This window comes from Streptomyces sp. NPDC049040 (genome assembly GCF_043197715.1).
GTDB lineage: Bacteria > Actinomycetota > Actinomycetes > Streptomycetales > Streptomycetaceae > Actinacidiphila.
The window spans coordinates 539,977-565,804 of record NZ_JBICTO010000003.1 but is presented as its reverse complement, the minus strand read 5'-3'; the positions used below and the strand labels follow the sequence as shown (position 1 = coordinate 565,804).

23 protein-coding genes are annotated in these 25,828 nt (G+C 73.2%); 16 read left to right on the top strand and 7 right to left on the bottom strand.

Annotated elements, in window-relative coordinates; translation table 11 throughout:
* The first annotated feature begins 49 nt into the window (after nucleotides 1-49).
* The 3 genes from ACGFMP_RS11700 (at nucleotide 50) to prcA (ending at nucleotide 2,038) form a co-directional block, all read left to right on the top strand.
* A complete protein-coding gene (locus tag ACGFMP_RS11700) occupies nucleotides 50-268 on the top strand; it encodes a ubiquitin-like protein Pup (RefSeq protein ID WP_033178213.1) in 219 nt (72 codons plus the stop codon).
* A gap of 112 nt (nucleotides 269-380) precedes the next feature.
* Entirely contained in the window at nucleotides 381-1,226 is an 846-nt protein-coding gene (gene prcB, locus ACGFMP_RS11695; protein ID WP_393671914.1) for a proteasome subunit beta, read from the top strand.
* 65 nt (nucleotides 1,227-1,291) lie between these two features.
* Nucleotides 1,292-2,038 (top strand): proteasome subunit alpha, encoded by a 747-nt coding sequence (prcA, locus tag ACGFMP_RS11690; RefSeq protein ID WP_393671912.1) that lies wholly within the window; start codon nucleotides 1,292-1,294, stop codon nucleotides 2,036-2,038.
* Nucleotides 2,039-2,146: 108 nt separating this feature from the next.
* Here prcA and ACGFMP_RS11685 read toward each other — a convergent pair whose 3' ends face one another.
* Complete coding sequence (locus ACGFMP_RS11685) at nucleotides 2,147-3,121, bottom strand: LacI family DNA-binding transcriptional regulator (RefSeq protein ID WP_393671911.1); 975 nt, start codon at nucleotides 3,119-3,121, stop codon at nucleotides 2,147-2,149.
* A gap of 193 nt (nucleotides 3,122-3,314) precedes the next feature.
* Between ACGFMP_RS11685 and ACGFMP_RS11680 the strand changes: the two genes are divergently transcribed.
* The 12 genes from ACGFMP_RS11680 to ACGFMP_RS11625 all read left to right on the top strand — a co-directional run bounded on the left by ACGFMP_RS11680 (nucleotide 3,315) and on the right by ACGFMP_RS11625 (nucleotide 15,514).
* Complete coding sequence (locus ACGFMP_RS11680; protein ID WP_393671910.1) at nucleotides 3,315-4,562, top strand: MFS transporter; 1,248 nt, start codon at nucleotides 3,315-3,317, stop codon at nucleotides 4,560-4,562.
* A gap of 9 nt (nucleotides 4,563-4,571) precedes the next feature.
* Complete coding sequence (gene pafA, locus ACGFMP_RS11675; protein ID WP_393671909.1) at nucleotides 4,572-5,933, top strand: Pup--protein ligase; 1,362 nt, start codon at nucleotides 4,572-4,574, stop codon at nucleotides 5,931-5,933.
* Between the two features lie 125 nt (nucleotides 5,934-6,058).
* Nucleotides 6,059-7,075 (top strand): FKBP-type peptidyl-prolyl cis-trans isomerase, encoded by a 1,017-nt coding sequence (locus tag ACGFMP_RS11670; protein ID WP_393671908.1) that lies wholly within the window; start codon nucleotides 6,059-6,061, stop codon nucleotides 7,073-7,075.
* 40 nt (nucleotides 7,076-7,115) lie between these two features.
* Nucleotides 7,116-7,487: an FKBP-type peptidyl-prolyl cis-trans isomerase gene (locus ACGFMP_RS11665; protein ID WP_393671906.1), complete on the top strand. Its 372-nt coding sequence runs from the start codon at nucleotides 7,116-7,118 to the stop codon at nucleotides 7,485-7,487.
* 238 nt (nucleotides 7,488-7,725) lie between these two features.
* Complete coding sequence (locus tag ACGFMP_RS11660) at nucleotides 7,726-8,664, top strand: helix-turn-helix transcriptional regulator (protein WP_393671905.1); 939 nt, start codon at nucleotides 7,726-7,728, stop codon at nucleotides 8,662-8,664.
* Nucleotides 8,665-8,730: 66 nt separating this feature from the next.
* Nucleotides 8,731-9,687, top strand: coding sequence for a helix-turn-helix transcriptional regulator (locus tag ACGFMP_RS11655; protein WP_393671904.1), 957 nt, complete (start codon nucleotides 8,731-8,733; stop codon nucleotides 9,685-9,687).
* Nucleotides 9,677-9,943, top strand: coding sequence for a hypothetical protein (locus tag ACGFMP_RS11650; RefSeq protein ID WP_393671903.1), 267 nt, complete (start codon nucleotides 9,677-9,679; stop codon nucleotides 9,941-9,943). Before ACGFMP_RS11655 ends, ACGFMP_RS11650 begins: the two co-directional genes overlap by 11 nt.
* Nucleotides 9,944-9,954: 11 nt before the next feature.
* Nucleotides 9,955-10,158 (top strand): hypothetical protein, encoded by a 204-nt coding sequence (locus ACGFMP_RS11645; protein ID WP_393671902.1) that lies wholly within the window; start codon nucleotides 9,955-9,957, stop codon nucleotides 10,156-10,158.
* 236 nt (nucleotides 10,159-10,394) lie between these two features.
* Complete coding sequence (tatA, locus tag ACGFMP_RS11640) at nucleotides 10,395-10,676, top strand: Sec-independent protein translocase subunit TatA (RefSeq protein ID WP_393671901.1); 282 nt, start codon at nucleotides 10,395-10,397, stop codon at nucleotides 10,674-10,676.
* Between the two features lie 103 nt (nucleotides 10,677-10,779).
* Nucleotides 10,780-11,703, top strand: coding sequence for a twin-arginine translocase subunit TatC (tatC, locus tag ACGFMP_RS11635; protein WP_393671900.1), 924 nt, complete (start codon nucleotides 10,780-10,782; stop codon nucleotides 11,701-11,703).
* A gap of 14 nt (nucleotides 11,704-11,717) precedes the next feature.
* On the top strand, nucleotides 11,718-12,605 hold the full coding sequence (locus ACGFMP_RS11630) for a diacylglycerol kinase (RefSeq protein WP_393671899.1): 888 nt from the start codon (nucleotides 11,718-11,720) through the stop codon (nucleotides 12,603-12,605).
* 83 nt (nucleotides 12,606-12,688) lie between these two features.
* Nucleotides 12,689-15,514 carry a DEAD/DEAH box helicase gene (locus ACGFMP_RS11625; protein WP_393672152.1) on the top strand — a complete coding sequence of 942 codons (2,826 nt, stop codon included), beginning with the start codon at nucleotides 12,689-12,691 and terminating at the stop codon, nucleotides 15,512-15,514.
* Nucleotides 15,515-15,560: 46 nt separating this feature from the next.
* On the opposite strand, the gene ACGFMP_RS11620 is transcribed toward ACGFMP_RS11625, so the two are convergent.
* From ACGFMP_RS11620 to ACGFMP_RS11600, 5 genes are all read right to left on the bottom strand, one after another.
* On the bottom strand, nucleotides 15,561-16,133 hold the full coding sequence (locus ACGFMP_RS11620; protein WP_393671898.1) for a hypothetical protein: 573 nt from the start codon (nucleotides 16,131-16,133) through the stop codon (nucleotides 15,561-15,563).
* Nucleotides 16,134-16,205: 72 nt separating this feature from the next.
* A complete protein-coding gene (locus ACGFMP_RS11615; protein ID WP_393671897.1) occupies nucleotides 16,206-17,837 on the bottom strand; it encodes an allophanate hydrolase in 1,632 nt (543 codons plus the stop codon).
* 277 nt (nucleotides 17,838-18,114) lie between these two features.
* Nucleotides 18,115-21,663: an urea carboxylase gene (uca, locus tag ACGFMP_RS11610; protein WP_393671896.1), complete on the bottom strand. Its 3,549-nt coding sequence runs from the start codon at nucleotides 21,661-21,663 to the stop codon at nucleotides 18,115-18,117.
* On the bottom strand, nucleotides 21,660-22,277 hold the full coding sequence (locus ACGFMP_RS11605; protein WP_393671895.1) for an urea amidolyase associated protein UAAP2: 618 nt from the start codon (nucleotides 22,275-22,277) through the stop codon (nucleotides 21,660-21,662). The genes uca and ACGFMP_RS11605 overlap by 4 nt, the downstream gene beginning before the upstream one ends.
* Complete coding sequence (locus ACGFMP_RS11600; RefSeq protein ID WP_393671893.1) at nucleotides 22,277-23,071, bottom strand: urea amidolyase associated protein UAAP1; 795 nt, start codon at nucleotides 23,069-23,071, stop codon at nucleotides 22,277-22,279. The genes ACGFMP_RS11605 and ACGFMP_RS11600 overlap by 1 nt, the downstream gene beginning before the upstream one ends.
* Before the next feature lie 213 nt (nucleotides 23,072-23,284).
* Between ACGFMP_RS11600 and ACGFMP_RS11595 the strand changes: the two genes are divergently transcribed.
* Nucleotides 23,285-23,836, top strand: coding sequence for a TetR/AcrR family transcriptional regulator (locus tag ACGFMP_RS11595; RefSeq protein WP_393672151.1), 552 nt, complete (start codon nucleotides 23,285-23,287; stop codon nucleotides 23,834-23,836).
* A 227-nt stretch (nucleotides 23,837-24,063) separates the two neighbouring features.
* Here the strand turns inward: ACGFMP_RS11595 and ACGFMP_RS11590 are convergent, their stop codons facing one another.
* Nucleotides 24,064-25,623 (bottom strand): amino acid permease, encoded by a 1,560-nt coding sequence (locus tag ACGFMP_RS11590; RefSeq protein ID WP_393671892.1) that lies wholly within the window; start codon nucleotides 25,621-25,623, stop codon nucleotides 24,064-24,066.
* Nucleotides 25,624-25,828: the final 205 nt, after the last annotated feature.

Sequence of the window (25,828 nt, the reverse complement as noted above, 5' to 3'; positions counted from 1 at the left end):
GCTTGTAGGGTCGATCTTGTAGGACACGCAACCGAGCGGGGTGAGGGACATGGCAACCAAGGACACCGACGGCGGGCAGCAGAAGGCGACGCGTTCCACGGACGAGGTCGAGGAGGTCCAGCAGGACGCCCAGGCCGCCGAAGACCTCAAGGAACGCCACGAGAAGCTCTCGGACGACGTGGACTCCGTCCTCGACGAGATCGACGACGTCCTCGAGGAGAACGCGGAGGACTTCGTGCGCTCATTCGTCCAAAAGGGCGGACAGTAGCCGCTCTCACCCCGCCCCGCGGCCGGTATCCGGTCCGCGGGGCGGATGGATTTCCGGACCGGACCGGCGGGTAGGGTCCGTAACGACCTCAAGATCGTGTGGAAGGACTCGCGTGGAAGCCAACTCTCGCAGCACAGGGCGTCTGCCGGCCGCCTTCCTGACGCCCGGCTCGTCGTCTTTCCTCGACTTCCTCGGCGATCACTCGCCTGAGCTGCTGCCGGGCAACCGGGCGCTGCCGCCGCTCAAGGGCGCCGTCGAGCTGCCGCACGGCACCACGATCGTGTCCGCGACCTTCGACGGCGGCGTCATCCTGGCCGGCGACCGGCGGGCCACGATGGGCAACATCATCGCGCAGCGCGACATGGAGAAGGTCTTCCCGGCCGACGAGTACTCGGCGGTCGGCATCGCCGGCACCGCGGGCCTCGCGGTCGAGATGGTCAAGCTCTTCCAGCTGGAGCTGGAGCACTACGAGAAGATCGAGGGCGCCACCCTCTCCCTCGAAGGCAAGGCCAACCGGCTGTCCACGATGATCAGGGGCAACCTCAGCATGGCCCTCCAGGGCCTCGCCGTCGTCCCGATCTTCGCCGGATACGACACCGACCGGGAGAAGGGCCGGATCTTCTCCTACGACGTCACCGGCGGCCGCAGCGAGGAGACGGGCTTCGCGGCCACCGGCTCCGGCTCGGTCTTCGCCCGCGGCACCCTCAAGAAGCTCTACCGCAAGGACCTGACGGAGCGGCAGCTGGCCACCGCGGTGGTCCAGGCGCTCTACGACGCGGCGGACGAGGACTCGGCCACCGGCGGCCCCGACATCGCCAGGCGGGTCTTCCCGCTCATCACGGTGATGACCGAGGAGGGCTTCCGCCGGCTCCCGGACGCCGAGGTGTCCGCGATCGCCCGCGAGGTCATCGACGCGCGGCTCGAACGCCCCGACGGGCCCCAGGCCCAGGTGCTGTGACCCCCGGTCAGCCGACCCACCTCCGCCCTGTCCCAGCGCCGACTGCAGAAAGGCACGGTTAGCCGGTGTCCACGCCCTTTTATGTCTCACCCCAGCAGGCCATGGCGGACCGCGCCGAATACGCCCGCAAGGGCATCGCGCGGGGCCGCAGCGTCGTGGTGATCCAGTACACCGACGGCATCGTCTTCGTCGCCGAGAACCCGTCCCGTGCGCTGCACAAGGTCAGCGAGATCTACGACCGGATCGCCTTCGCCGCGGTCGGCAAGTACAACGAGTTCGAGAACCTGCGCATCGGCGGTGTGCGCTACGCCGACCTGCGCGGATACACCTACGACCGGGACGACGTGACGGCCCGCGGGCTCGCCAACGTCTACGCCCAGACGCTGGGCACCATCTTCTCCAGCGTGGGCGAGAAGCCCTACGAGGTGGAGCTGATCGTCGCCGAGGTGGGCTCCGCCCCCGAGGACGACCAGATCTACCGGCTGCCGCACGACGGCTCCATCGTCGACGAGCACGGGGCGGTCGCCGTCGGCGGCAACTCCGACCAGATCGGCAGCTACCTCGACCAGCGGCACCGGGACGGCATGACGCTGGCGGAGGCGCTGGCGCTGGCGGTGGAGTCCCTGAGCCGCGACAACAACGGCAGCGACCGCCAGCTGACGGCCGAGCAGCTGGAGGTCGCGGTCCTGGACCGCACGAGGCCGCAGCAGCGCAAGTTCAAGCGGATCCTCGGGCGCCAGCTCACCCGGCTCCTCGAGGCGGAGAGCGCCGCCACCACCACCACGGACGACCCCTCAGACGAGGAGGAGTAGCCCCGGCCCCGCTCCGCGCCTGGGCCCGCCCCCGCGCGGTCCGCAGTCGCCCGGCTCCGCCCCCGGCGCTTCGCCGGGGTGCGGCTCCGGGCAGCGCGGGGGCAGCCCTCAGGGCGCGGGCGCGGTCGACGCGCGGGGCACCAGGGTGAGCGGGAGCTCCACCGGTGGCGCGGGCCGGCCCGCGAGCAGCGCGAGCAGGGCCGTCATCCCGTGCTCGCCGATGGACTCGGCGGGCAGCCGGACCGTCGTGAGCTCCGGATCGAGCGCGGTCGCAAGCGACAGGTCGTCGAAGCCGGACACGGACACGTCGTCCGGCACCCGCAGGCCCAGCGCACGGGCGCCCTTGCACGCACCGGCCGCCAGGATGTCGTCGTCGCACAGCAGGGCCGTCGGCCGCGGCCCCGGCGCGCTCAGGGCCCTCACCGCGGCGTCCCTGCCGGCGGTGACGTGCAGCGCGGACACGAACCGCCCGGGCGCCGGCAGCCCCGCGGCGGCGAGTTCGGCGGCGACCGCGTCCGTGCGGACCCGGAAGGTCCAGGCGTCCACGTCCGACGCGATGTGCGCGATGCGCCGGTGGCCGAGTGCCACCAGGTGCCGGGTGATCCGGCGCATCCCGTCCGCGACCGCGAGATTGACCGTGGGCGGCCCGCCGGGCACGCCGGGGTCGCTGTCCAGCATCACCAGCGGCAGCCCGCCGTCGCCGATGCCGGTGAGCGCGTCGGCGGCCATGGACGAGGCGATGACCCCGTCGATCGCGGCGCGCGCGGAGCCGAAGGGGTCGCGGGCCGGGCCGACACCGGCGGGCGAGGGGTAGAGGACGACCCCGAAGCCGTGCTCGTCGGCCACCCGGGCGGCGCCGGCGTAGACCCGGGCGAAGTACTCGTGGGTGAGGGCGGGGACGACCAGCAGCGCGGTCCTGGTCGCGCCGAGCCGCAGGCTGCGGGCGGCCAGGTTCGGCCGGTAGCCGAGCCCGCCGGCCGCGTCGCGCACGGCCTGCGCGGTCCGCTCCGAGACCCGGCCGTGCCACTTCCCGCCGAGCACGAGCGACACGGTCGCCTGCGACACCCCGGCGACGCGTGCCACGTCCCGCGAGGTGGGCCGCGGGCCGGGCGCCCCCCGGCGTGCGCCGGACCGCCGGTCCGCCTCGGCGTCGTGCACCCTGTGCCGCCTTCCTGCGCCTTTTGCCGTGGCCCGCGGGTGGACCGCGCGGCTGGCGCCATGGTACGTATGGGGACCGCACGTTATACGTAACACTACTGCGAGTGGAAGGGGCGGCATGGCCACCGGCTACGCGGACCTGCTGCGTACTCCCCATGTCGGCAGGCTGCTCGGCGGCACCCTGCTCGGGCGGCTGCCCAACGCCATGGCCGCGCTCGCGATCGTGCTCTTCCTGCGCTCACAGGGCGCCGGCTACGGCCTGGCCGGCGCGCTGTCCGCGGTCTACGGCTGCTCCGTCGCCGTCGGGCAGCCGCTGCTCGGCCGGGCGGTGGACCGGCGCGGCCAGCCGCGGGTGATGGCGGGCGCGGCCCTGCTGTCGGCCGCCGGCTTCGCCCTGCTCGCCGCCACCGGCCCCGGGCCGCTGCCGCTGGCGACGGCCGCGGTCGCCCTCGCGGGAGTGGCCACCCCGCCGCTGGAGGGCGGCCTGCGGGCGCTGTGGCCCGACGTGCTGGGCGGCGGGGACCGGGTGCAGCGGGCGTACGCGCTGGACGCCGCCGCCCAGGAGGTGCTGTTCACGCTCGGCCCGCTGCTGGTGACGCTCATCGTCGCGGCCGCCTCCCAGGCGGCCGCGGTGATGGTCACCGGGCTGCTGGGCCTGGCCGGGACCCTGGTGGTGGTCACCGCGGCGCCCTCGCGCCGCTGGCGCGCGGCGGAGCGCGAGGCGCACTGGCTCGGCGCACTGCGCTCGGCGGGCCTTGCGGTACTGCTCGGCGCCTTCTTCTTCGTCGGCATCGCGCTGGGCGCGCTCTCGCTCGCCGCGGTGGCCTACGGCGACGCGCACGGCGGCGGACCCGTGGCCGCGTACGTCCTGGCGGCCAACGGGGTGGGCGCGCTGGCCGGCGGGCTCGGCTACGGCGCCAGGAACTGGCCCGGTACCCCCGAGGGGCGGCTGCGGGCGCTGGGCGTGGCGCTCGCGGTCTGCTACCCGCCGCTCGCGCTCGTCCCCGGCGTGCCCTGGATGCTGGTCCTCGCCGCCCTGTCGGGCCTCTTCCTGGCGCCGGCACTGGCCTGCGGCTTCCTGGTGGTCGACCGGCACGCCCCGGCCGGCACGGTGACCGAGGCCTTCTCCTGGGTGGTGACCTCGGTCGGCGTCGGCGCCGCCCTGGGCACCGCGGCCGCCGGGGTGGCCGCTGCGCACGGCGGGGCGGCGGGCGGATTCGGCGTCGCGGGGGGCGGCATGGCGGTCGCCACGGCCGTACTGCTCGTGACCGGCCGATTCCTGACGGCGCCAAACCTCGAAACCCGGCAGGAAAAAGATCCAAACCGTGCCGTCGAACCCCGTTTCAGCACCACGCATCAGGCGTAATGTTCAGACATGGACCGCCGCATTTTCGGGCTGGAGAACGAGTACGGCGTCACATGCACGTTCAGGGGACAGCGGCGTCTGTCCCCTGACGAGGTGGCGCGGTACCTCTTCCGCCGTGTCGTGTCATGGGGCCGGAGCAGCAATGTTTTCCTCCGCAATGGCGCCCGCCTCTATCTCGACGTGGGCTCGCACCCGGAGTACGCCACTCCCGAGTGCGACAACGTCACCGAACTCGTCACGCACGACAAGGCCGGCGAACGCATCCTCGAAGGCCTTCTGGTCGACGCGGAACGCCGGCTGCACGAAGAGGGCATCGCCGGGGATGTGTACCTGTTCAAGAACAACACCGACTCGGCGGGCAACTCCTACGGATGCCACGAGAATTACCTGGTGGCAAGGCACGGGGAATTCTCCCGCCTCGCGGACATCCTCATTCCCTTCCTCGTCACCCGGCAGCTGCTGTGCGGCGCGGGCAAGGTCCTCCAGACCCCGCGTGGCGCCGTCTTCTGCGTGAGCCAGCGCGCCGAGCACATCTGGGAGGGCGTCAGCTCGGCCACCACCCGCTCCCGGCCGATCATCAACACCAGGGACGAGCCGCACGCCGACGCCGAGCGCTACCGCAGGCTGCACGTCATCGTCGGCGACTCCAACATGTCCGAGACCACCATGCTGCTCAAGGTCGGCGCCACCGACCTGGTGCTGCGGATGATCGAGGCCGGCACGGTGATGCGCGACCTCACCCTGGAGAATCCGATCAGGGCCATCCGCGAGGTCAGCCACGACATCACCGGGCGCCGCAAGGTCCGGCTGGCCTCGGGCCGCGAGGCGTCCGCCCTGGACATCCAGCAGGAGTACTACTCCAAGGCCGTCGAGTTCTGTGAGCGCCGCGGCATCCGCAGCGGAGTCATCGAGCAGGTGCTCGAGCTGTGGGGCCGCACCCTGGAGTCGATCGGCAGCGGCGACCTGGCCAGGATCGGCACCGAGATCGACTGGGTCATGAAGTACCAGCTGATCGAGCGCTACCGGAATCGCGACAACATCACCATGTCGCACCCCCGGGTCGCGCAGATAGACCTCGCCTACCACGACATCCACCGCCGCCGGGGCCTGTACTACCTGCTGGAGCGCAAGGGCCAGGCGGCCAGGATCTGCAACGACCTCAAGATCTTCGAGGCGAAGTCCGTGCCCCCGCAGACCACCAGGGCGCGGCTGCGCGGCGACTTCATCCGCCGGGCCCAGGAGCAGCGCCGCGACTTCACCGTCGACTGGGTGCATCTCAAGCTCAACGACCAGGCGCAGCGCACCGTGCTGTGCAAGGACCCGTTCCGCTCGGTGGACGACCGGGTGGAGAAACTGATCGCCGGGATGTAGCCCCGAGCGTCACAGCGAACCCACAGGCCCCGTGCGGAACTCGTACGGGGCCTGCGGCACGCCGTAGGGTGTGGGCGGTATCAAGACACCTCCGACCCCGACCCCGACCCGAACCGAGGGAATCCGTGCGCCGACGCTCCGCATTGCTCGCCGTGCCCGCGCTCATGCTCACCGCCGCCGGCTGCGGCAAGGACACCAAGAAGAGCGATTCAGCGGCCTCCAAGTCCTCCTCGCCCTCGGACTCGCCGAGCGCCTCGGCGAGCGCGACGCCCAGCGCGACGCCCACCCCCAAGATCGTCAGCGGACCGCTGCCGGCGATCACCAAGGGAACCGCCTTCAACACCAAGCCGACCATCGCCAAGGGCACCGGCACCCCCTCCACCGACCTCGCCGTCAAGACGCTGATCCCCGGCAAGGGTGCGGCTGTCGCTTCGGGTGACTACGTTCAGGTGAACTACCTGGGCCAGGTATGGAGCACCGCGAAGGTGTTCGACACGTCGTTCGGCAAGACCCCGTACACCACCCAGATCGGCGTGCAGAAGGTCATCCCGGGCTGGGACCAGGGGCTCGTCGGCGCCAAGGCCGACAGCCGGGTGATGCTGGGCATCCCGCCGGCCCTCGGCTACGGCACCACCGGCAACGCCCAGGCGGGCATCAAGGGCACCGACACGCTGGTCTTCTCCGTCGACGTGCTCAAGGTCTACACCGGCAAGGACTCGGCCAAGGGCAAGGTCGTGCCGCAGACCGACGCGAGCCTGCCCAAGGTCGGCACCAACACCGACGGCAAGGCCCCGACGATCACCGTGCCCAAGAGCAAGGCGCCCACCAAGCTGGTGTCCGACTACGTGCTGGAGGGCGACGGCGCCGTCGTCAAGGCCAGCGACACCCTGCTGGTGCAGTACAAGGGCGTGCTGTGGGACGGCGGCAAGGACTTCGACTCCAGCTACTCCCGCAACCAGCTCACCGACTTCCCGCTGGCCAGCGTCATCCCCGGTTGGACGCAGGGCCTGACCGGCAAGAAGGTCGGCAGCCGGGTGATGCTGGTGACCCCGCCGGCCCTGGCCTACAAGGACCAGGCCAACGGGCCGGTCCCGGCGAACGCCACGCTGGTCTTCTCCGTGGACATCATCGCGACTCTGTAAGACTGTCCCGGTTGCCCGCAACCGTACAAGGAGCATCGAAGTGAGCATCGACAAGCCCGAGATCGACTTCCCGGGCGGCGAACCGCCGAAGGACCTGGAGATCAAGGAAATCTGGGAGGGCGACGGGCCGGTCGCCAAGGCCGGGGACGCCGTCTCCGTCCACTACGTCGGCGTGGCCTTCTCCTCAGGCGAGGAGTTCGACGCGAGCTGGAACCGCGGCGCGCCGCTGAAGTTCGAGCTGGGCGCCGGCCAGGTCATCGCCGGCTGGGACCAGGGCATCCAGGGCATGAAGGTCGGCGGCCGCCGCCAGCTGATCATCCCGGCCCACCTCGCCTACGGCGACCGCGGGGCCGGCGGCGCCATCAAGCCGGGCGAGACGCTGATCTTCGTCTGCGACCTGGTCGCCGTCTGACGGTGTCCGCTCGCCTCCGGGCGGGTGGACCCGGCGTCGACGGTCGACCGGGCCCGGTCCCTCGTTCCCCGGGACCTCCGCGCGTTCTGCCCGTCGACACCGGTGCGCCCTTCGGCTCGCTCACCCCGTGAGCCGGGCCCGCTGGAGCCCCGGCCGTCAGGCCGGGGCTCCTCGGCTTTTGTGCTGGCCGCAGGTAGCGGTACCGTCAGCGATCAGGGCTTGAAGTGAAGGGGGTGGCATGGCGATCGCCAAGGCCGAGCGGCTGATGAATCTCGCGCTGTGCCTGATGAACACCCGGCGCCCGGTCAGCAAGCGCGAGCTGCGCGCCTCCATCGAGGCCTACCACGAGGTCACCTCGGACGACTCCTTCAACCGGATGTTCGAGCGCGACAAGGACGACCTGCGCGAGCTGGGCCTGGTCATCGACACCGTGGAGAACCTGGACGGCGAGTTCGGCTACCTCGCCCGGCGCGACCGCAACCGGCTGCCCGACATCGCCCTGGACCCCGAGGAGGCCGCGGCGCTCGCGCTGGCCGCGAAGGTCTGGCAGCAGGCCAGGCTCGCCGAGGCCGCCAGCGGCGCGCTCCAGAAGCTGCGGGCCGCGGGAGTGCCGTACGAGGACACCCACAGCGCCCTGGAACCGCGGATCCCCACCCCGGAGCCGGCCTTCGAGGCACTGATGCTGGCCACCCGCGAGCGGCGGGCCGTCGCCTTCGACTACCGCAAGGCCAACGCGGTGCGCCCGGAGCCGCGGCAGGTCGAGCCGTGGGCGCTGGAGTGCTGGCGCGGCCACTGGTATCTGGCCGGCTACGACCGGGACCGCGGCGCGGTCCGGGTCTTCCGGCTGTCCCGGATCAGCGGCCGGGTCAAGGCGCGCGGCGCCTTCACCGCCGAGGTGCCCGCGCACGTGGACGTGCGGGAGACCGTGGCGCGCTGGGCCGGCGAGGGCGCCACCACCACCGCCACGATCCGGCTGCGCCGCGACAGCGGCTACCCGCTGCGGGCCAGAGCGGTGGACACCACCCCGGTCGACGCCGACTGGGACGAGCTGGAGGTGCCCTACGGGCACGGTCTCGACGCCTGGCTGGCCGAGTTCGGCCCCGACGTGGTCGTGATGGCACCGGACGAGCTGCGTACCGAGGTGCTCGACCGGCTGCGCGCGGTGGCCAAGGGCTGAGCTGATGGCGGCGAGGAACGGGGGAGCGGACCCCATGGGCGGGCAGGACGGCAGGCGGGACACCGTATGAGCAACGCGATCGACCAGACCCGCAGGATGCTGTCGCTGGTCACCTATCTGCGCGAGCGGCCGGGCGCCCGGGTCAGCGAGGTGGCGCGGGCCTTCGGGGTCAGCGAGGCCGAGCTGATCGGCGACCTCAACGTGCTGCCGCTGTGCGGCACCAGCTTCCGCGGCGGCGACCTGCTCGACATCGACACCGACGGCGAGCGCATCTGGTGGCACAACCCCGGCACCGCGGACGACGTGGCCCAGCCGCTGCGGCTGGCCGCCGACGAGGCCACCGCGCTGCTGGTCGCCGCCCGCGCGGTGGCGAACCTGCCGGGACTGCGGGACAGCGACCGGCAGGCCCTGCTGCGGGCGGGCACCAAGCTGGAGGCGGCGGCAGGCGAGGCGGCGGGCGCCAGCGCCCAGCTGTCGGTGACCTTCGAGTCCGAGGGCAGCGTCTTCGCGACCGTCGACCGGGCCATCACCGAGCGGCGCCGGCTGTGGATGCGCTACTACTCGCCGGCCCGCGACGCGCTGACCGAGCGCGAGGTGGACCCGATCCGGCTGTTCGCGGTCGGCCACACCTACGTCGAGGGCTGGTGCCGGCTCTCGGAGGACCGGCGGACCTTCCGGCTCGACCGGGTCGCCGAGATCCGGCTGCTCGACGAGCCGTCGGACCCGCCGCGGATCGAGCCGCGCGACCTGTCGCAGGGCCTGGTGCAGCCGGCGGGCGACGACCCCGAGGTGGTCATCGAGGTGGGTCCCGGCGGCCGCTGGGTCGCGGAGTATTACCCGCACGACAGCGCCGAGGAACTGCCCGACGGCGGACTGCGGATCACCCTGCGCACCCCCGACCCCGGTTCGCTGCGCCGGCTGGCGCTGCGGCTGGGGCGCGACGGCAGGATCGTGTCGCCCGCCGCGCTGGCCGGTGACGCGCGCGACGCGGCCGTACTCGCCCTGGCCGGCTATGGGGAGTGAAGGACGGACGATGACGGCGACCTGCCCACCGCCCGTTCCGGGCCCGATCGTCTTCCGGGCCGGCTGCCCGCACTGCAGGACCAGCTTCGAACTGGGGGCGGACGACCTGCGGCTGGCCATCGGCGGCAGCGCGCGGACCACCTTCTACTCCTTCACCTGTCCCGAGTGCGGTGAGGCGGTGCGCAAGCCGGCGGGGGAGCGGATCGTGGAGCTGCTGACGGTCGGCGGCGTCCGTACGATGCGGTTGCAGCGGTAGGCTGCCGGTCCATGTGGTGGCTTTTTGTCAGTGTCGGCCTGGCGGCGGCGGGACTCGCGGTGCTCGCGGTGTTCGCGGCCCGGGTCTTCTCCGCGGTCGGTGAACTGTCCGCCCAGGTGGCCGCGGGCAGCGAGGCGCTGGCCGCCGCGGGGGAGCGGTTGCAGCGGGCCGCGGACCCGCTCGCCAGGCAGGCCGGCGAGATCGCCCGCCGTTGAGCCTGCCGCCCGAACCCAGGTGAAGGTACGCTGATCCGACGACCCGACGAGGCCCGGCACTACCAGAAGCGGACCGAGGCGGGTCCGCAACCTGGTGGATCCCGGCCCATATTCCGGCGTTCACCGGTGCACGCTACGATCACATGCGTGTGCGACGGTCGAAAACGTCCGACCACCGGCCGCCGCAGACGTACCGCACGGACCACGCCGCCCCCCGGTGAGAAGGTAGACCCATCATGCTCGGCAACCTCAAGCCCCTTGAGCTCGTCCTGATCCTTCTCGTCGTCATCCTGCTCTTCGGCGCCAAGAAGCTGCCCGACATGGCCAGGTCGCTCGGCAAGTCGGCCCGCATCCTCAAGAGCGAGGCCAAGGCGATGAAGAACGACGACCCGACCCCGCCGGCCAAGCAGGACACCGCCGCGCAGGAGCAGGCGCCGGCCCGTACGATCCAGGCAGCCCCCGGCGACACCGCCAGCGCCCGCCCGGTCGCCGAGGATCACCGCACCACCACCGGCTGACCGGCCGACCAGGTGCCGGCGGCCCGCCGGTACCGCAGGCCCGAGGGACACGACCAAGCCGAGACACGCTGCCGACGGCTGCCCGCACGAGACGAGGACGTGGGTGCTCAAGACTGCCCGCAAGCAGGAGAAGGACCCCGAAGGGCGGATGCCGCTCGCGGACCACCTGCGAGAGCTGCGCAACCGGCTGTTCAAGTCGGTGCTGGCGATCATCGTCATCACCATCGTGGCAGCGCTCTTCTACAAGCAGATCATCCATGTGCTGCAGCAGCGGATCCCCGACAACGTCCTCTGCCGCGACGGCAGCTCGTCCGACACGACGAAGACCCAGGCCTGTGCCCAGATGACCGTCAGCGGTCTGATGGGCGGCTTCTCCATCGCGCTGAAGGTCTCGCTGATGGCCGGCGTGGTCGGCGCGTCCCCGATCTGGCTCTACCAGCTGTGGGGCTTCCTCGCGCCCGGCCTGCACAAGAACGAGAAGCGCTACACCCTCGCCTTCGTCGGCGCCGGTGTGCCGCTCTTCCTCGGCGGCGCCGTGCTGGCGTACGAGATCCTGCCGCAGACCGCCAGGATCATGATCGGCTTCGTGCCGGACAAGACCACCAACCTGCTGCCGCTCGACGACTTCCTCGACCTCGTCGTCCGCATGATCATCGTCTTCGGGCTCGCCTTCGAACTGCCACTGGTCCTGGTGCTGCTGAACTTCACCGGCCTGGTCAGCGGCAAGCGCATGCTCGGATGGTGGCGCGGCATGGTGATAGGCATCACCGTCTTCGCCGCGGTCGCCACGCCCACCGGCGACCCGCTGACCATGACCCTGCTGGCCGCACCCATCGTGCTGCTGTACTTCATGGCGATGGGCATCTGCTTCTTCAACGACTCCCGCCGGGCCCGCCGCCGCGCCGCCGACCCGGACTTCGGGCTCGACCCGGACGAGGCCTCCAGCCTCGACCACATCCCCGAGCAGATCGACGCCGAGTCCGCCCCCGACGACGGGCGCGGCGACGACTACGACGACGCGACCTGACGCACGCCGCCCCCGTGAACCGCGACATCACCCTCCTGGTCAACCCCACCTCAGGCCGCGGCCGGGGTGCGCTCGCCGCCAGGCCCGCCGCCGGCACCCTGCGCGCGGCCGGCTTCACGGTGCACACCGTGGTCGGCACCGACGCCGCGGACGCGCTGGAGCGGGCACGCAAGGCCGTGGACGGCGGCACCGGCGCGCTCGTGGCGGTCGGCGGCGACGGGATGGTCTCGCTCGCCCTGCAGGCCGTCGCCGGCACCCCCACCCCGCTCGGCGTCGTCGCGGCCGGCACCGGCAACGACTTCGCCCGGGTCAGCGGCCTGCCGGTACGCGACCCCGCCGCGGCGGGCACCGCCATCGCCGAGGCGCTGCTGGACGGCCGCAGCCGGCAGCTCGACCTCGGCAGGGTCGGCGAGCGCTGGTTCGGCACAGTCCTGGCCTCCGGCTTCGACTCCCGGGTCAACGACCGCGGCAACCGCATGCGCTGGCCCAAGGGCCGCTTCAGGTACGACGTGGCGATGCTCGCCGAGCTGGCCGCGCTGCGCCCGATCCGCTACCGGGTGCGGTTCGACGACGCCCCCGAGCGGGAGCTCGACGCCACCCTCATCGCGGTCGGCAACGGCTCCTCCTACGGCGGCGGCATGCGGATGTGCGCCGACGCCGAGATGGACGACGGGCTCTTCGACGTCTGCGTGGTCGGCCCGTGCTCCCGCCGCACCCTGCTGCGGGTCTTCCCGCTGGTCTACAGCGGCTCCCACCCCCGGCACCCGGTGGTCACCGTGCACCGGGCCGCCCGGGTCCGGCTGGTCGCCGAGGACGTGACCGCGTACGCCGACGGCGAGCGGATCGGCCCGCTGCCGGTGGAGGCCGAGACCGTGCCGGGCGCGCTGCGGCTGCTGGTCTGAGCCGGGCCGCCCGGCAACCCTGCCCCCCGAAGAAACAAAGATCACGCGGTGTGTCGGTGCCGCCGGGTAGGCTCATGAGCGAGATGACAGAAGAGATGTCGCCAGCCGAGCGCTACGCCGCCAGCCGTCGCCGCGCCGCAGAGAACGCCACCGCACTCGCCCAGTTCCGCGAGCTGTACGAGTTCGGCCTCGACCCGTTCCAGATCGAGGCCTGCCAGGCGCTGGAGGCCGGCAGCGGTGTTCTCGTCGCCGCCCCGACCGGCTCGGGCAAGACCATCGTCGGCGAGTTCGCCGTCCACCTCGCCCTCGCAGAGGGCCGCAAGTGCTTCTACACCACGCCCATCAAGGCCCTGTCCAACCAGAAGTACAACGACCTGGCCAAGCGGTACGGCGCCGAGAAGGTCGGCCTGCTCACCGGTGACAACAGCGTCAACGGCGACGCGCCGGTGATCGTCATGACCACCGAAGTGCTGCGCAACATGCTCTACGCCGGCTCCGCCGCCCTCGACGGCCTCGGCTACGTGGTCATGGACGAGGTGCACTACCTCTCCGACCGCTTCCGCGGCGCCGTCTGGGAAGAGGTGATCATCCACCTCCCGCCGTCCGTCACCCTGGTCTCGCTGTCCGCGACCGTCTCCAACGCCGAGGAGTTCGGCGACTGGCTGGACACCGTGCGCGGCGACACCCGGGTGATCGTCTCCGAGCACCGCCCCGTACCGCTGTGGCAGCACGTGCTGGCCGGCCGCCGGATGTACGACCTGTTCGAGGAGAAGGCCGCCGCGGCCGCCGACCGCGGCCGCCGCGAGGTCAACGCCGACCTCGAACGGCTCGCCCGGATGGAGAACCAGCGCAGCTACCACCCGCGCGCCAAACGCGGCAAGGAAGCCGACCGCGAGCGGGAGCGCAGGGCCCGCAGCCGGGTCTGGACGCCCAGCCGCGCCGAGGTCATCGACCGGTTGGACTCCGAGGGCCTGCTGCCCGCCATCACCTTCATCTTCAGCCGGGCCGGCTGCGAGGCCGCCGTCCAGCAGTGCCTCTACGCCGGGCTGCGGCTCAACAGCGACGAGGCCCGCGCCCGGGTCCGCGCCATCGTCGAGGAGCGCACCCGCGCCATCCCCGACGAGGACCTGCACGTCCTGGGCTACTTCGAATGGCTGGAGGGCCTGGAGCGCGGTATCGCCGCCCACCATGCCGGAATGCTGCCGGCCTTCAAGGAGGTCGTCGAGGAGCTGTTCGTCAAGGGCCTGGTCAAGGCGGTCTTCGCGACCGAGACCCTGGCACTCGGCATCAACATGCCGGCCCGCTCCGTGGTGCTGGAGAAGCTGGTCAAGTGGAACGGCGAGACCCACGCCGACATCACCCCTGGCGAGTACACCCAGCTCACCGGACGCGCCGGGCGGCGCGGCATCGACGTCGAGGGCCACGCCGTGGTGCTGTGGCAGCGCGGCTTCGACCCGGGCGCCGTCGCGGGCCTGGCCGGCACCCGTACGTATCCGCTGCGCTCGTCCTTCAAGCCGTCGTACAACATGGCGGTCAACCTGGTCGGCCAGTTCGGCCGGCACCGCTCACGCGAGCTGCTGGAGACGTCCTTCGCGCAGTTCCAGGCCGACCGCTCGGTCGTCGGCATCTCCAAGCAGGTGCAGCGCAACGAGGAGGGCCTCGACGGCTACCAGGAGTCGATGACCTGCCACCTCGGCGACTTCGACGAGTACATGCGGCTGCGCAGGGAGCTCAAGGACCGCGAGGCCGACCTGTCACGGCAGGGCGCCGTGCTGCGCAGGGCCGCGGTCTCCGACGCCCTGGAGAAGCTCAAGCCGGGCGACATCATCCACGTGCCCGCAGGCAAGTACGCCGGCCTCGCGCTGGTGCTCGAACCCGGGGTGCCGGCCGGGCGCGCCGCCGGGCACCACCTGCGTGGCGGCGAATACCACGACGGCCCCCGCCCGCTGGTCCTCACCGCGGAACGCCAGGTCAAGCGGCTGGCCCAGCTGGACTTCCCGGTGCCGGTCGAGGCGCTCGACCGGATGCGCATCCCCAAGACGTTCAACCCGCGCAGCCCGCAGTCCCGGCGCGACCTCGCCTCGGCGATGCGCACCAAGGCGGGCACCGCGGGCTGGGCGGCACCCGCGAGGCACCGCAAGGAGCGGTCGGCGGCCGCCGACGACACCGAGATCTCCCGGCTGCGCAGCGCCATCCGCGCCCACCCCTGCCACGGCTGCGACGACCGCGAGGACCACGCCCGCTGGGCGGAGCGCTACCACCGGCTGCGCCGCGACACCCAGCAGCTGGAACGCCGTATCGAGGGCCGCACCAACACCATCGCCAGGACCTTCGACCGGGTCTGCGCCGTCCTGACCGAGCTGGACTACCTCACGGGCGACGAGGTCACCCCCGAGGGCCGCAGGCTGGCCCGGCTCTACGGCGAGCTGGACCTGCTGGCCAGCGAGTGCCTGCGCGACGGGGTGTGGGACGGTCTCGGCCCCGCCGAGCTCGCCGCCTGCGCCTCGGCGCTGGTCTACGAGTCCCGGCAGGCGGACGACTCGGCCGCCCCCAAGCTGCCCAGCGGCAACGCACGGGCGGCGCTGGGCGAGATGATCAGGATCTGGGGCCGGCTCGACGCCCTGGAGGAGGACCACAAGATCAACCAGACCGAGGGGGTCGGCCAGCGCGAACCCGATCTCGGCTTCGCGTGGCCCGCCTACCGCTGGGCTTCGGGGCACCCGCTGGACGCGGTCCTCACCGACGCCGACATGCCGGCCGGAGACTTCGTGCGCTGGTGCAAGCAGCTCATCGACGTCCTCGGCCAGATCGGCAACGCCGCACCCGACGCCAGCCCCGTCCGGCGCAACGCCCGTAAGGCCGTGGACGGGCTGCTGCGGGGCGTCGTGGCGTATTCGTCGGTGGGGTGAGGCGCGCCTTCCCCGGTGGGGGCGGCGCGCGCCCCGGCCGCCCCCGTCAGCTCAGGCGGGTGCAGGTGAAGGAGCCGTCGAGGGTGACCACGCCCCCCGTGCCGCCGTAGCTCTGGGCGATCTGCAAGCCCCGCACCGTCACCGTCCAGGTGCTGCCGCTCTTGCTCGCGGTCACCTCTCCGGACTTGGACGTCCGCCCCGAGTAGGACTTCCCGTCCGGGGTGTTGAACAGGCCCACCTGCACCGGGCTGTCGGCGGTGGTCGCGATGAACGACGGGAAGATCTGCTTCTTGGACAGGACGTCGGGCGTGGTCACGCCGATCACCTTGCCGCCCTTGACCTCGCAGGCGACCCCGCCGGTGAAGTCGGCGCCGCCGGTGGCGTCACCGGTGAAGTCCAGGTGCCCGACCTTCTTGCCGGCGGGCTTGCCTGGCGACGCGGAGGTGCTGCCCGGCGCGCTGCTCGCCCCGCCGGTCGCTGAATCGCCGCTCGTGGCGGGAGCGGACGCCGTGGACTTCGCGTCGTCGGCCTTCTTGTCCGAGGACGAGCAGCCGGAGATCGCGGTGGCGGCCAGTGCGGCGGCGAGTGCGCCTGTGGTGACCATGGTGCGGTGGCGCATGTGGCCGTGGTCCTCTCCCCGTGGGTCTGTGGTGCGGCACAGTGTACGTACCGCCGCCACGAACCCCCCGTTTCAGGTGCGGTCGCGGCCCAGGTAGCCGCGCCAGCCGCCGTGGGCGGTGATGTCCCTCGCACCGGCGAGCGCGGCCGGCTCGCACAGGAAGCCGGTCACGGCGCTGCCGTCGCGCAGCGCCACGCTGCCCAGCGCCATCGGTCGGGGGAGCGCGGCCAGCAGCGCACCGAGCGCGGCGGGCGCCAGCTCCCACACCTCCGCCTCGATCGCCGCCCCGCCCTCCGCGACCCGCACAAGACCCGGTTTCTGCGGCACCGTGTCCAGGGCGTGCAGCCGGTATTCGGGCGCCGTCGTGGTCGTCTCCGCGAGCCGGGCGCCGAGCGCGAGCAGTTGCGGATTCAGCGGCTGCCCCGACAGGTGCGCGCCCACCACCGCCAGCCGCAGCGGCGGGTCGAGCAGTGCGGCGATCTCCGCGACGCGCTCGTCGCTGCCCGCCGCCCCGAGCAGCATCACGCCGAACGGGCGGCCCGCCACCTCGCCCGCCGGCACCGCCACCGCGCACAGGTCCAGCAGGTTCGCCGAGTTCGTGAAGCGGCCCAGCCGGGTGTTGGCCCCCACCGGGTCGGCGGCGACCTCGGCCAGTGCCGGGTGGCCGGGCGCGGTCGGCAGCAGCAGGGCGTCGGCGTCGGCCAGCTCCGCCACCGCCCGCTCCCGCAGCGCCGCCAGCCGCTCGCGGTCCGCGAACAGGCGGTGCGCCGGCAGCTCGCGGGCCGCCCGGATGATACGGGCCACGGTCGGGTCCAGGTCCGGGCCGCCGCGGTCCACGAAGTCGCCCACGGCGGTGTAGCGCTCGGCGACGAAGGCGCCGTCGTAGAGCAGCGCCGCCGCCTCGCCGAAAGCTGCCAGGTCGATCGTCCTCAGCTCCGCGCCCGCCCCGGCGAGCCGTTCCGCGGCGGCCTCGTACGCTTCCGCCCAGCCGTCGTCCAGCTCGCCCAGCTGCGCCACCGGTGCGACGGCGATCCGCCAGGGCCCCGGGCGCCTGGGCGGCGCCACCGGGCAGGCCAGCAGCGCGAGGACCCTGCGGGCCTCGGGCAGGGTGCGGGCGAAGACGCTCACGCAGTCCAGGCTCGCGCACGCCGGGACCACGCCCTCGGTCGACACCAGGCCGCGGGTCGGCTTGAGCCCGACGATCCCGTTGAACGCCGCGGGGACCCGGCCGGAGCCGGCCGTGTCCGTGCCCAGCGCCACGTCCACCAGGCCGAGTGCCACGGCGACCGCGGAGCCGGAGCTGGAGCCGCCGGCGACCCGGTCGGGCACGAGGGCGCTCGCGACCTCGCCGTAGGGGCTCCTGGTGCCGACCAGGCCGGTGGCGAACTGGTCCATGTTCGTCGAGCCCAGCACGATCGCGCCCGCCGCGCGCAGCGCCGCCACCGCCGGGGCGTCGGCGGCGGGCTCGTACCCGTACGAGGGGCAGCCCGCGGTCGTCGGCAGCCCCGCGACGTCGATGTTGCCCTTGACGCCGAGCAGGGTCCCCGCCAGCGGCAGCGGCTCGCCGGCCGCGACCCGCTCGTCGACCTTCCGCGCCTCGGCGTCGACCTCCTCCCGCGGCCGCAGCCCGATCCACACCTCAGGGCGCCCGATCCGGGCGATCCCCTCGTACGCCGCGGCGACGCGGCGCTGTGCTCCACCCATGTCCTCCGGTCCTTTCCTCACTCGTGGGGCCGGCGCCCTCTGGGGCGGCAGATCCGCCCGCGGCCCGGCGGGGGCCTGTCGCGCGGTTCCCCGCGCCCTTGGCGGCAGGCCCATCCTGGTGCGTCCACGGCGCAGCCGCCCGGCTGCCGGGCCCGCGGTTCCCCGGGCCCGTGACAACGCTCACCCGTTCCCGGCGGCGCTCCACCCGAGGGTGCGGGGGAGGCGCGCACCCGGCCGGTACGGGGCACGTCGGACTTCCCCGCGCACCGCGGGGTGGTCATCCCGTGGGGGCGAGGGTGAGCAGCACCGTGCCGGGGGAGACCTGGTCGCCGGGGGTGACGTGGACCGAGGCGACGCGGCCCGCCATCGGCGCCGCCACCGGGGACTCCATCTTCATCGCCTCCAGGGTGAGCAGGTGCTGGCCCGCGGCCACCGCGTCCCCCGGCCGGACGGCCAGCCGCCAGACCCCGGCGGCGAACTCCGCCTCGACGGCGCACCCGCCTGCCGGCACCGGCACCGTCTCGGGTGCGGCGCCCGGCGCCACCACCGCTTCGGCCCTTGCGAACTCCCCGGCCTCCTCCCAGGCGGCGCGCTCCGCGCCGAAGGCGGCGGCCTGCCGCTGCCGGAAGGCGGCGATGGGCTCCGCGTTCTCCGCGAGGAACCGCTGATGCGCGGCCAGTGCGAACTCGCCCTCCTCCACCCGGAGCCGCAGCCGGCCCGCGGCCATGTCGGCCCGCAGGTCGAGGAGTTCCTCGGCGCCGACCGGATACCACTTGATCCGGTCGAAGAAGCGCAGCAGCCACGGCCGGCTGCGCTCTCGCCCCGACCAGACCTGCACCGTACGGCCGACGAACTGGTAGCCCCCAGGCCCTTCCATGCCGTAGATGCAGAGGTAGGCGCCGCCGATGCCGACGGAATTCTCCGCGGTCCAGGTGCGGGCCGGGTTGTACTTCGTGGTGACGAGCCGGTGCCGCGGGTCGAGCGGGGTGGCGACGGGCGCGCCGAGGTAGACGTCGCCGAGGCCGAGTACGAGGTATTCCGCGTCGAAGACCGTCCGGTAGACGTCCTCGACGGAGTCGAGCCCGTTGATGCGGCGGATGAACTCGATGTTCCACGGGCACCAGGGCGCGTCGTCCCTGACGCCCGCCATGTAGCGGGCGATGGCCTCACGGGTGGCCGGGTCGTCCCAGGACAGCGGCAGGTGGACGGTGCGGCTCGGCACCACCAGGCGATCGGTCGGCGGAAGCAGGTCCTCGGCCTCGCGGACCAGGTCCAGCAGCTTGGCGGTCGGCAGCTCCGCCGGGTCGACGTGGATCTGGAGGGAGCGGATGCCGGGGGTGAGGTCGACGACGCCTGGCAGCCGCTGCGCGGCGAGGTGTTCTGCGAGCGCGTGCACCCGCATCCGCAGCGCGAGGTCGAGCTGCATCGGCCCGTACTCGACCAGCAGGTTGTCGTCCCCGCTGCGGCGGTACGTCACGGCGGGCCGGGCCTCGGTGGCCTCCGCGCGGCCCAGCACGCCCCCGTCGCCCAGGACGGGCCGGCTCGGCACGGGGGCCGCCGCGGGGGCGGAACGCAGCGCCGCCGCGGCGTCCTCGGTGACGGGCACGAAGCGCACGGTGTCGCCGGGGCGCAGCTGGCCCAGCTTCCAGCGCTGCCCGGTCACGATGGTCGCCGGGCAGACGAAGCCGCCCAGCGAGGGGCCGTCGGGGCCGAGCAGGACCGGCATGTCGCCGGTGTAGTCGACGGCGCCGACGGAGTAGGGGGTGTCGTGGATGTTGGACGGGTGCAGGCCCGCCTCGCCGCCGTCGCCGCGGGCCCAGCGCGGTTTGGGGCCGACCAGCCGTACACCGGTGCGGGCGGAGTTGAAGTGGACGCTCCACGCGGCCGCGTAGAAGTCCGCGATGTCCTGCTCGGTGAAGAACTCCGGCGCCGCGTGCGGGCCTTCGACCGCGCCGATCGCCCACTCGGTGCCGATCGTCGGGCGCCGCCCGGCCGGTTCGGGCCTGCCGCAGGCGGTGGTGGCGCCGCCGTGCAGGACGTCCGCGGCCCGCAGCGCCCGCCCGCCGTGGCCGCCGAATCTGCCGAGGGTGAAGGTGGCGGTGCTGCCGAGGTATTCGGGCACGTCGAGGCCGCCGGCCAGCAGCACGTACGTCCGCAGCCCGGCCTCCTGCGGCGCCCCGATGTCGAGCACCGCGCCGGCCGGCACCGTCACCGGCTCCCACTGCGGCACCGGCCGCCCGTCCACGGTGACCGGCGCGGGCGCGCCGGTGACGCAGACAGTGGTGGCGTGGCTGAAGCGCAACGCCGGGCCCTGCAGGGTGCATTCGAGCCCGGGGGCGCCAGGGTCGTTGCCGAGGGCGTCGTTGCCGAGCCGGAAGGACAGGTCGTCCATCGGCCCGCACGGCGGTACCCCGACGTGCCAGTACCCGGTCCTGCCCGGCCAGTCCTGGACGGTGGTCATGGTGCCGGCGCGGACCACGTCGATGCGCCGCGAGTCGTCGGTGACCCGGTCCAGGGTGGCGGTGCTGTGCGTCGCCGCCCGCAGGTCGGGGTCGGTGAGGGCGGCCCGCAGCAGCCCGAGGTTGGTCTCGATGCCGTCGATCCGCGTCGCGTCCAGCGCGTCGGCGAGCCGCGCCAGCGCCTCTTCCCGGTCGGCGCCGTGCGCGATCACCTTGGCGAGCATCGGGTCGTAGGACGTGGTGACCTCGGTGCCGCTCTCGACCCAGGTGTCGACGCGCACACCGGGCGGGAAGGCGACCCGGGTGAGCACCCCGGCGCTCGGCCGGTGCCCGCGGGCCGGGTCCTCCGCGTAGATCCGGGCCTCTACGGCGTGCCCCGCGGGACGCGGTGCCTCCGCGGGAACCGCGCCGTCCCTGGCGAGCCGCAGCATCCATTCGACCAGGTCGACGCCGTGGGTCTCCTCGGTGACCGGATGCTCCACCTGCAACCGGGTGTTGACCTCCAGGAAGTACGCCTCGCCGCGCTCCGCGTCGTGGACGAACTCCACGGTGCCCGCCGAGCGGTAGCCGACCGACGCGCACAATGCCCGCGCGCTGTCCGCGAGTTGCTGTCGCACGGCACCCGGAAGCTCCGGCGCGGGAGCCTCCTCAAGCACCTTCTGGTGCCGCCGCTGGAGCGAGCAGTCGCGGTCGCCGAGGGTCACCACCCGGCCGTGCCCGTCGCCGAAGACCTGCACCTCGACATGGCGGGCGCGTTCCACCAGCCGTTCGAGGAAGACGCCGGAGGAGGAGAATCCGGCGGCGGCGGCCCGCTGCACCGGCTCCCAGGCCGCGGCCAGTTCCGCGGCGGAGCGGCAGGCGCGCATCCCGATGCCGCCACCGCCGCCGGTGGCCTTGAGCATCACCGGGTAGCCGAGCCCTTCGGCCGCCGCCAGCGCCGCGTCCAGGTCGGGCAGCAGCCCGGTGCCGGGCAGCAGCGGCACGCCGGCCGCCTCGGCGGCGGCCCGTGCGGTGTGCTTGGCGCCGAAGACGTCGAGGTGCCGGGGCTCGGGGCCGACGAAGGCGAGGCCCGCGGCCTCGCATCGGCGTGCGAAGTCCGCGTCCTCGGAGAGGAATCCGTACCCGGGGTGGATCGCGCCGGCGCCGGTCCGCTCCGCGGCCGCCAGGACCGCGTCGACGTCCAGGTAGCTGGACTTGGCGGGCGCGGGACCCAACCGCACCGCGGTGTCGGCGAGTCGTACGTGCGGGGCGGCGCGGTCGGGGTCGGAGAAGACCGCGACGGTTCGCAGGCCCATCCGCCCGGCGGTGCGGATGATCCGGGCGGCGATCTCGCCCCGGTTGGCGACCAGCAGCGTGTCGAAGGTCATCCGCTGGCCTCCGTCCGCGCGGGCCCGGTGACCGTCATGAGAACGGGGGTCGGGTCGAAGCCGTTGCAGGGGTTGTTGATCTGCGGGCAGTTGGAGACCAGCACCAGGACGTCGGTCTCGGCCCGCAGCACCACCTCGAGGCCGGGCGCGGAGTGCCCGTCCACGATGCCGAGGGTGCCGTCGTCCTCGACGGGTACGTTCATGTACCAGTTGATGTTGCTCACCAGGTCCCGCTTGCCGAGCCCCCAGCGGGCTCCCTCGGCCAGGAAGTTGTCGACACACGCGTGCTGGGACCAGGTGTGGTGGCCGTACCGCAGGGTGTTGGACTCCTTGGAGCAGGCACCGGCGATGGTGTCGTGGCCGCCGCAGCCGTCGGCGACGACGGTCATCAGGGCGGTGTGCTCCTCGGACAGCAGCACGCTGCCGGTGGTCAGGAAGATGTTGCCCTGGTGCTGGATCGTCTCGGGCGCGCTGTAGCGGACGGCGGTGTCGTGGGCGTCGTAGACCAGGAAGTCCACCGCCTGGTTGCCGTGCAGGTCGGTGATGGTGAGCAGGCCGCCGGCCGGGACCACCGCCGACCAGGGTGCGCGTGCGGGTACGGTCACGGCGCTCATCACAGCCCCCTCGCGGTCAGGTGCTCGGCGGTGTTCTCGAACGCCCTGCGGCCCTCGGGGGCGGCGTCCCACAGCGGGTCGCCGGGGCCGGTGGGCGCCCCGGCCCTGGCCCGTACCTCCAGCGGACCGCACACGTAGCGCGGGCGCGGGTCCAGCGGGTGCGGCACGTTCGCCAGCAGGACGGTCAGCGGCTGCTCGGCGCGCAGGGTCACCGCGGTGCCCGGCCCCGCCGATCCGACGAACTCCACCGAGCCGTCGGGGTCGACCCTCACGCCCTGGAAGAAGGACAGCGAGGGCGGCAGGTCGCGCGGGCCCAACCCGTGCTTGGCCGCGGCCAGTTTGAACAGCTCGCGTCCCGCAGGGGTGCCGCCGTGCGGCGAACCGTCGCCGTAGCGTGCGGTGTTGCGGGCCGCCGAGGACGTACCGCACAGCGTGTCGTGCCGGCCGCTGGTGTCGGCGACCAGCGAGGCCAGCACCCGGCCCTGGTCGGACAGCAGCAGCCGGCCGGCCCCGAGGTAGGCGTTCCACTGGACCTTCACCGTGTCGGCGACGTTGAGCCGCTCCCACGGCCGGCCCTCGGCGAACAGCAGCAGATGCGCGCACGCGGTGCCGGTCGGGTCGGCGAGCCGCAGCTCCGTGCCGCGGGCCAGCACCTTGTGCGTGTAGTTGCCGCCCGCCACCGTCTCGGCCCAGACCAGCCCTTCGGGCGCGGGCACCAGCGGCATCGCCGCCGCACGCTTGCCGTCCTGCGCCCGGGCGTGGTCCCGGGCGCCGTACGTCGTCCCTGTCGCCACGGTGCTGCACCTCCGTCACGTATTTCTGTCGTTTGACAGAAATTAGAGGTCGACGGATTCCGGCCGATTGCCCGGGTGTTGCGCCCGGGTTACCGGCCGCTCACCGCCCGCGGCCGGTGCGGGCGCGGACGGGCGCTGTGCGACGATCACGAGGTGAGTACCAGCGGACGGCGCGTCGGACGGCCCAGGGCGCAGCAGCGGCCCGACAGCGGGATGACGGCCAGGCAGGAACTCCTCGCGGCCGCGGCGGAACTCTTCACCACCCTCGGCTACACCGCGACCACCACCCGGGCCGTCGCCGAACGCGCCGGCATGCGGCAGGCGTCGATGTACCACTACGTCGGCGGCAAGGAGGACCTGCTCGCCGAGCTGCTCGAGGGGACCGTCACACCGTCCCTCGCGCTGGCGCGGGCGCTGCTCGCCGACGGGTCGAGGACCGCGGAGCAGCGGCTGTGGGAGCTGTGCCGCTCCGACGTCGAACTGCTGTGCGCGGGACCGTACAACCTGGGCGCGCTCTACCTCCTGCCGGAGGTGCGGGCCGAGCGCTTCGCGCCCTTCAGGGACGCACGCGCCGACCTCAGGTCCGCGTACGCCGCGCTGCTGGCCGCCACTTCGGCCGGGTCCGCGCTCCCGGCGGCGGAACTCGCCGTCCGCGCCGACCTGCTCTTCGCCCTCATCGAGGGCGTCATCCTCGCCCCCCGCCGCCCCACTCCCGGCTTCGCCGCCGCCACCGCCGACGCGGCACTGCGGGTGGCGGGGGTCTGACCCCGGGGCGGGCACCTGTCATGACGTCCCACGCGCGGGGTGGGGACGTCTCGTGCGGCCGGCTCGGCACGGGGCGCCGCGGTCCCGGGCCGGGTTGCGGGGGTGGGCACCGTGAGGTCCGGCCCATGGGGTCCCGGGTCCGGGAGAGGACGCGGGACCCCGTGGGCAGGCCGCAGGTGTGGGTGGGTCGAGGGGCGCGGGTGTATCCGGGGGGCCGTGGCGGGAGGCTACGGCGTCGGTGCGGGGACCGCGGGTGCGGGCGCCGCACCGGCGGTCGTCTTGTGCCCCCGCCGGGAGCGCAGGGCGCGCCAGGTGGCGCCCACGGCGAGTGCGGCCGCAAGGAAGAGCAGCGTGAACCACTGGAAGTACCAGTGCGTGCCCGAGGGGTCGTAGACCGCGGCCCGCGGCCAGGCGAGGTTGACCGTCATGGCCAGCCCGTAGAGCAGGGCTGCCGCGTTGACCGGGACGCCCCAGCGGCCCAGCGAGAAGACGGGGTCGCCGGACTCGTCGGTGGCGGGTGGCAGGGGCGCGCGCAGCCGGCGCAGCAGCAGGGGGCCGGTGACCATCGAGTACGCGAGGTAGAGCATCACGATGCACGTGGTGCCGATGGCCAGCCACGCCTCGGGCGACGTGAAGGCGATCAGCAGCAGCGCGGCCGACAGCACCCCCACCACCAGGGCCGGGGCGGCCGGCTGGCCGGTGCGCGGGGAGACCCGGGACAGGGCGGGGGAGAAGGGCAGCGCGCGGTCGCGGGCCATCGAGAAGAGCATCCTGGTGGCGGACGTCTGGATGGCCAGGGTGGCGACCGCGACGGCCAGTGCGACGTCGCAGAGCAGCACGCGGCCGAGGCCGCCGCCGAGCCGGCTGGTGAGCACGTAGGACAGCCCGTCGGTGCCGAGCCTGCCGTCCGTGAGGCTGGGCGCGGCCAGCAGTGCGGCCAGGACCAGCAGCGACGCGAGCAGTCCGGCCGCGGTCAGCGCGGTGAGGATCGTGCGCGGGGCGACCCGGCGCGGGTGCCGGGTCTCCTCGCTCATCTCGCCCGCGCTGTCGAAGCCGATCATGACGTAGGCCGCGGCGAACGAGCCGACCAGCAGGGCGGAGCCGCCGCCCCCGGTGTGCACGGTGACCGAGGGGGAGCGGTCGGCGTGGGTGAGCAGCAGCACGACGATGAGGACGGCGCCGGCGATCTCGGCGGTCACGCCGATCCTGTTGACCAGCGACATGACCTTGTTGTCCAGCAGGTTGACCGCCGTGGTGAGCACCAGCAGCGCGATGCCGAGCAGTGCCGCGTTGGCCGCGCCGTCCGAGGACACCGGCGAGGGGTCGGTGCCGATCAGCTGGAAGCCTGACCAGACCGCGGGCAGCACCACCTGGAGGGCGAGCGCCGCGGCGGCGACCACCACGATCTGCCCGAGCACCATGATCCAGCCCGCGTACCAGCCGAAGACGGCGTTGCTCAGCCGGCTGGACCACTGGTAGACGGCGCCGGATATCGGGTAGCGGGCGGCGAGTTCGGCGAAGCACGCGGCGACGAGCAGCTGGCCGATCAGCACCGCGGGCCAGGTCCAGAAGAAGCGCGGGCCGCCGAAGGAGTAGCCGAAGGCGAAGAACTGGAAGACCGTGGTCAGCACGGAGATGAAGGAGAAGCCGGCCGCGAAGGACGCGTAGCGGCCGAGGCTGCGGTGCAGTTCCTGGCGGTAGCCGAAGTCCGCGAGGGCCGCTGTGTCCTCGCGGTCCTGGTTGTCCGGCGGTTGCGTACGGGCGTCGGATGGTGCGGTGGCGGTCATGGGCCGGCCCCCTTGGTCAGGTATTCCTGTCGATCGACAGAAATTAGGGAGCCGGTGTTTCGGCTGAATGACGCGGCCATGTCGGGCACGGGCCGAAGTGCTCACGCGGCCCCCGCCGGCCCGAGGGTCCGTCAGGGGGTGTGGTGCGGGGGCCCGGGAGCCGGCGACGGCTGCCGCCGCACCGGCTCGGGATTGCCGCTGAATT

Excerpts from the sequence above, each read along its gene's own strand:
- ACGFMP_RS11700 (WP_033178213.1), top strand. The coding sequence starts at position 50 with ATGGCAACCAAGGACACCGACGGCGGGCAGCAGAAGGCGACGCGTTCC.
- ACGFMP_RS11680 (WP_393671910.1), top strand. The coding sequence starts at position 3,315 with ATGGCCACCGGCTACGCGGACCTGCTGCGTACTCCCCATGTCGGCAGG.
- pafA (WP_393671909.1), top strand. The coding sequence starts at position 4,572 with ATGGACCGCCGCATTTTCGGGCTGGAGAACGAGTACGGCGTCACATGC.
- ACGFMP_RS11660 (WP_393671905.1), top strand. The coding sequence starts at position 7,726 with ATGGCGATCGCCAAGGCCGAGCGGCTGATGAATCTCGCGCTGTGCCTG.
- ACGFMP_RS11655 (WP_393671904.1), top strand. The coding sequence starts at position 8,731 with ATGAGCAACGCGATCGACCAGACCCGCAGGATGCTGTCGCTGGTCACC.
- ACGFMP_RS11650 (WP_393671903.1), top strand. The coding sequence starts at position 9,677 with ATGGGGAGTGAAGGACGGACGATGACGGCGACCTGCCCACCGCCCGTT.
- ACGFMP_RS11645 (WP_393671902.1), top strand. The coding sequence starts at position 9,955 with ATGTGGTGGCTTTTTGTCAGTGTCGGCCTGGCGGCGGCGGGACTCGCG.
- tatA (WP_393671901.1), top strand. The coding sequence starts at position 10,395 with ATGCTCGGCAACCTCAAGCCCCTTGAGCTCGTCCTGATCCTTCTCGTC.
- ACGFMP_RS11625 (WP_393672152.1), top strand. The coding sequence starts at position 12,689 with ATGACAGAAGAGATGTCGCCAGCCGAGCGCTACGCCGCCAGCCGTCGC.
- ACGFMP_RS11620 (WP_393671898.1), bottom strand. The coding sequence starts at position 16,133 with ATGCGCCACCGCACCATGGTCACCACAGGCGCACTCGCCGCCGCACTG.
- ACGFMP_RS11615 (WP_393671897.1), bottom strand. The coding sequence starts at position 17,837 with ATGGGTGGAGCACAGCGCCGCGTCGCCGCGGCGTACGAGGGGATCGCC.
- uca (WP_393671896.1), bottom strand. The coding sequence starts at position 21,663 with ATGACCTTCGACACGCTGCTGGTCGCCAACCGGGGCGAGATCGCCGCC.
- ACGFMP_RS11605 (WP_393671895.1), bottom strand. The coding sequence starts at position 22,277 with ATGAGCGCCGTGACCGTACCCGCACGCGCACCCTGGTCGGCGGTGGTC.
- ACGFMP_RS11595 (WP_393672151.1), top strand. The coding sequence starts at position 23,285 with ATGACGGCCAGGCAGGAACTCCTCGCGGCCGCGGCGGAACTCTTCACC.
- ACGFMP_RS11590 (WP_393671892.1), bottom strand. The coding sequence starts at position 25,623 with ATGACCGCCACCGCACCATCCGACGCCCGTACGCAACCGCCGGACAAC.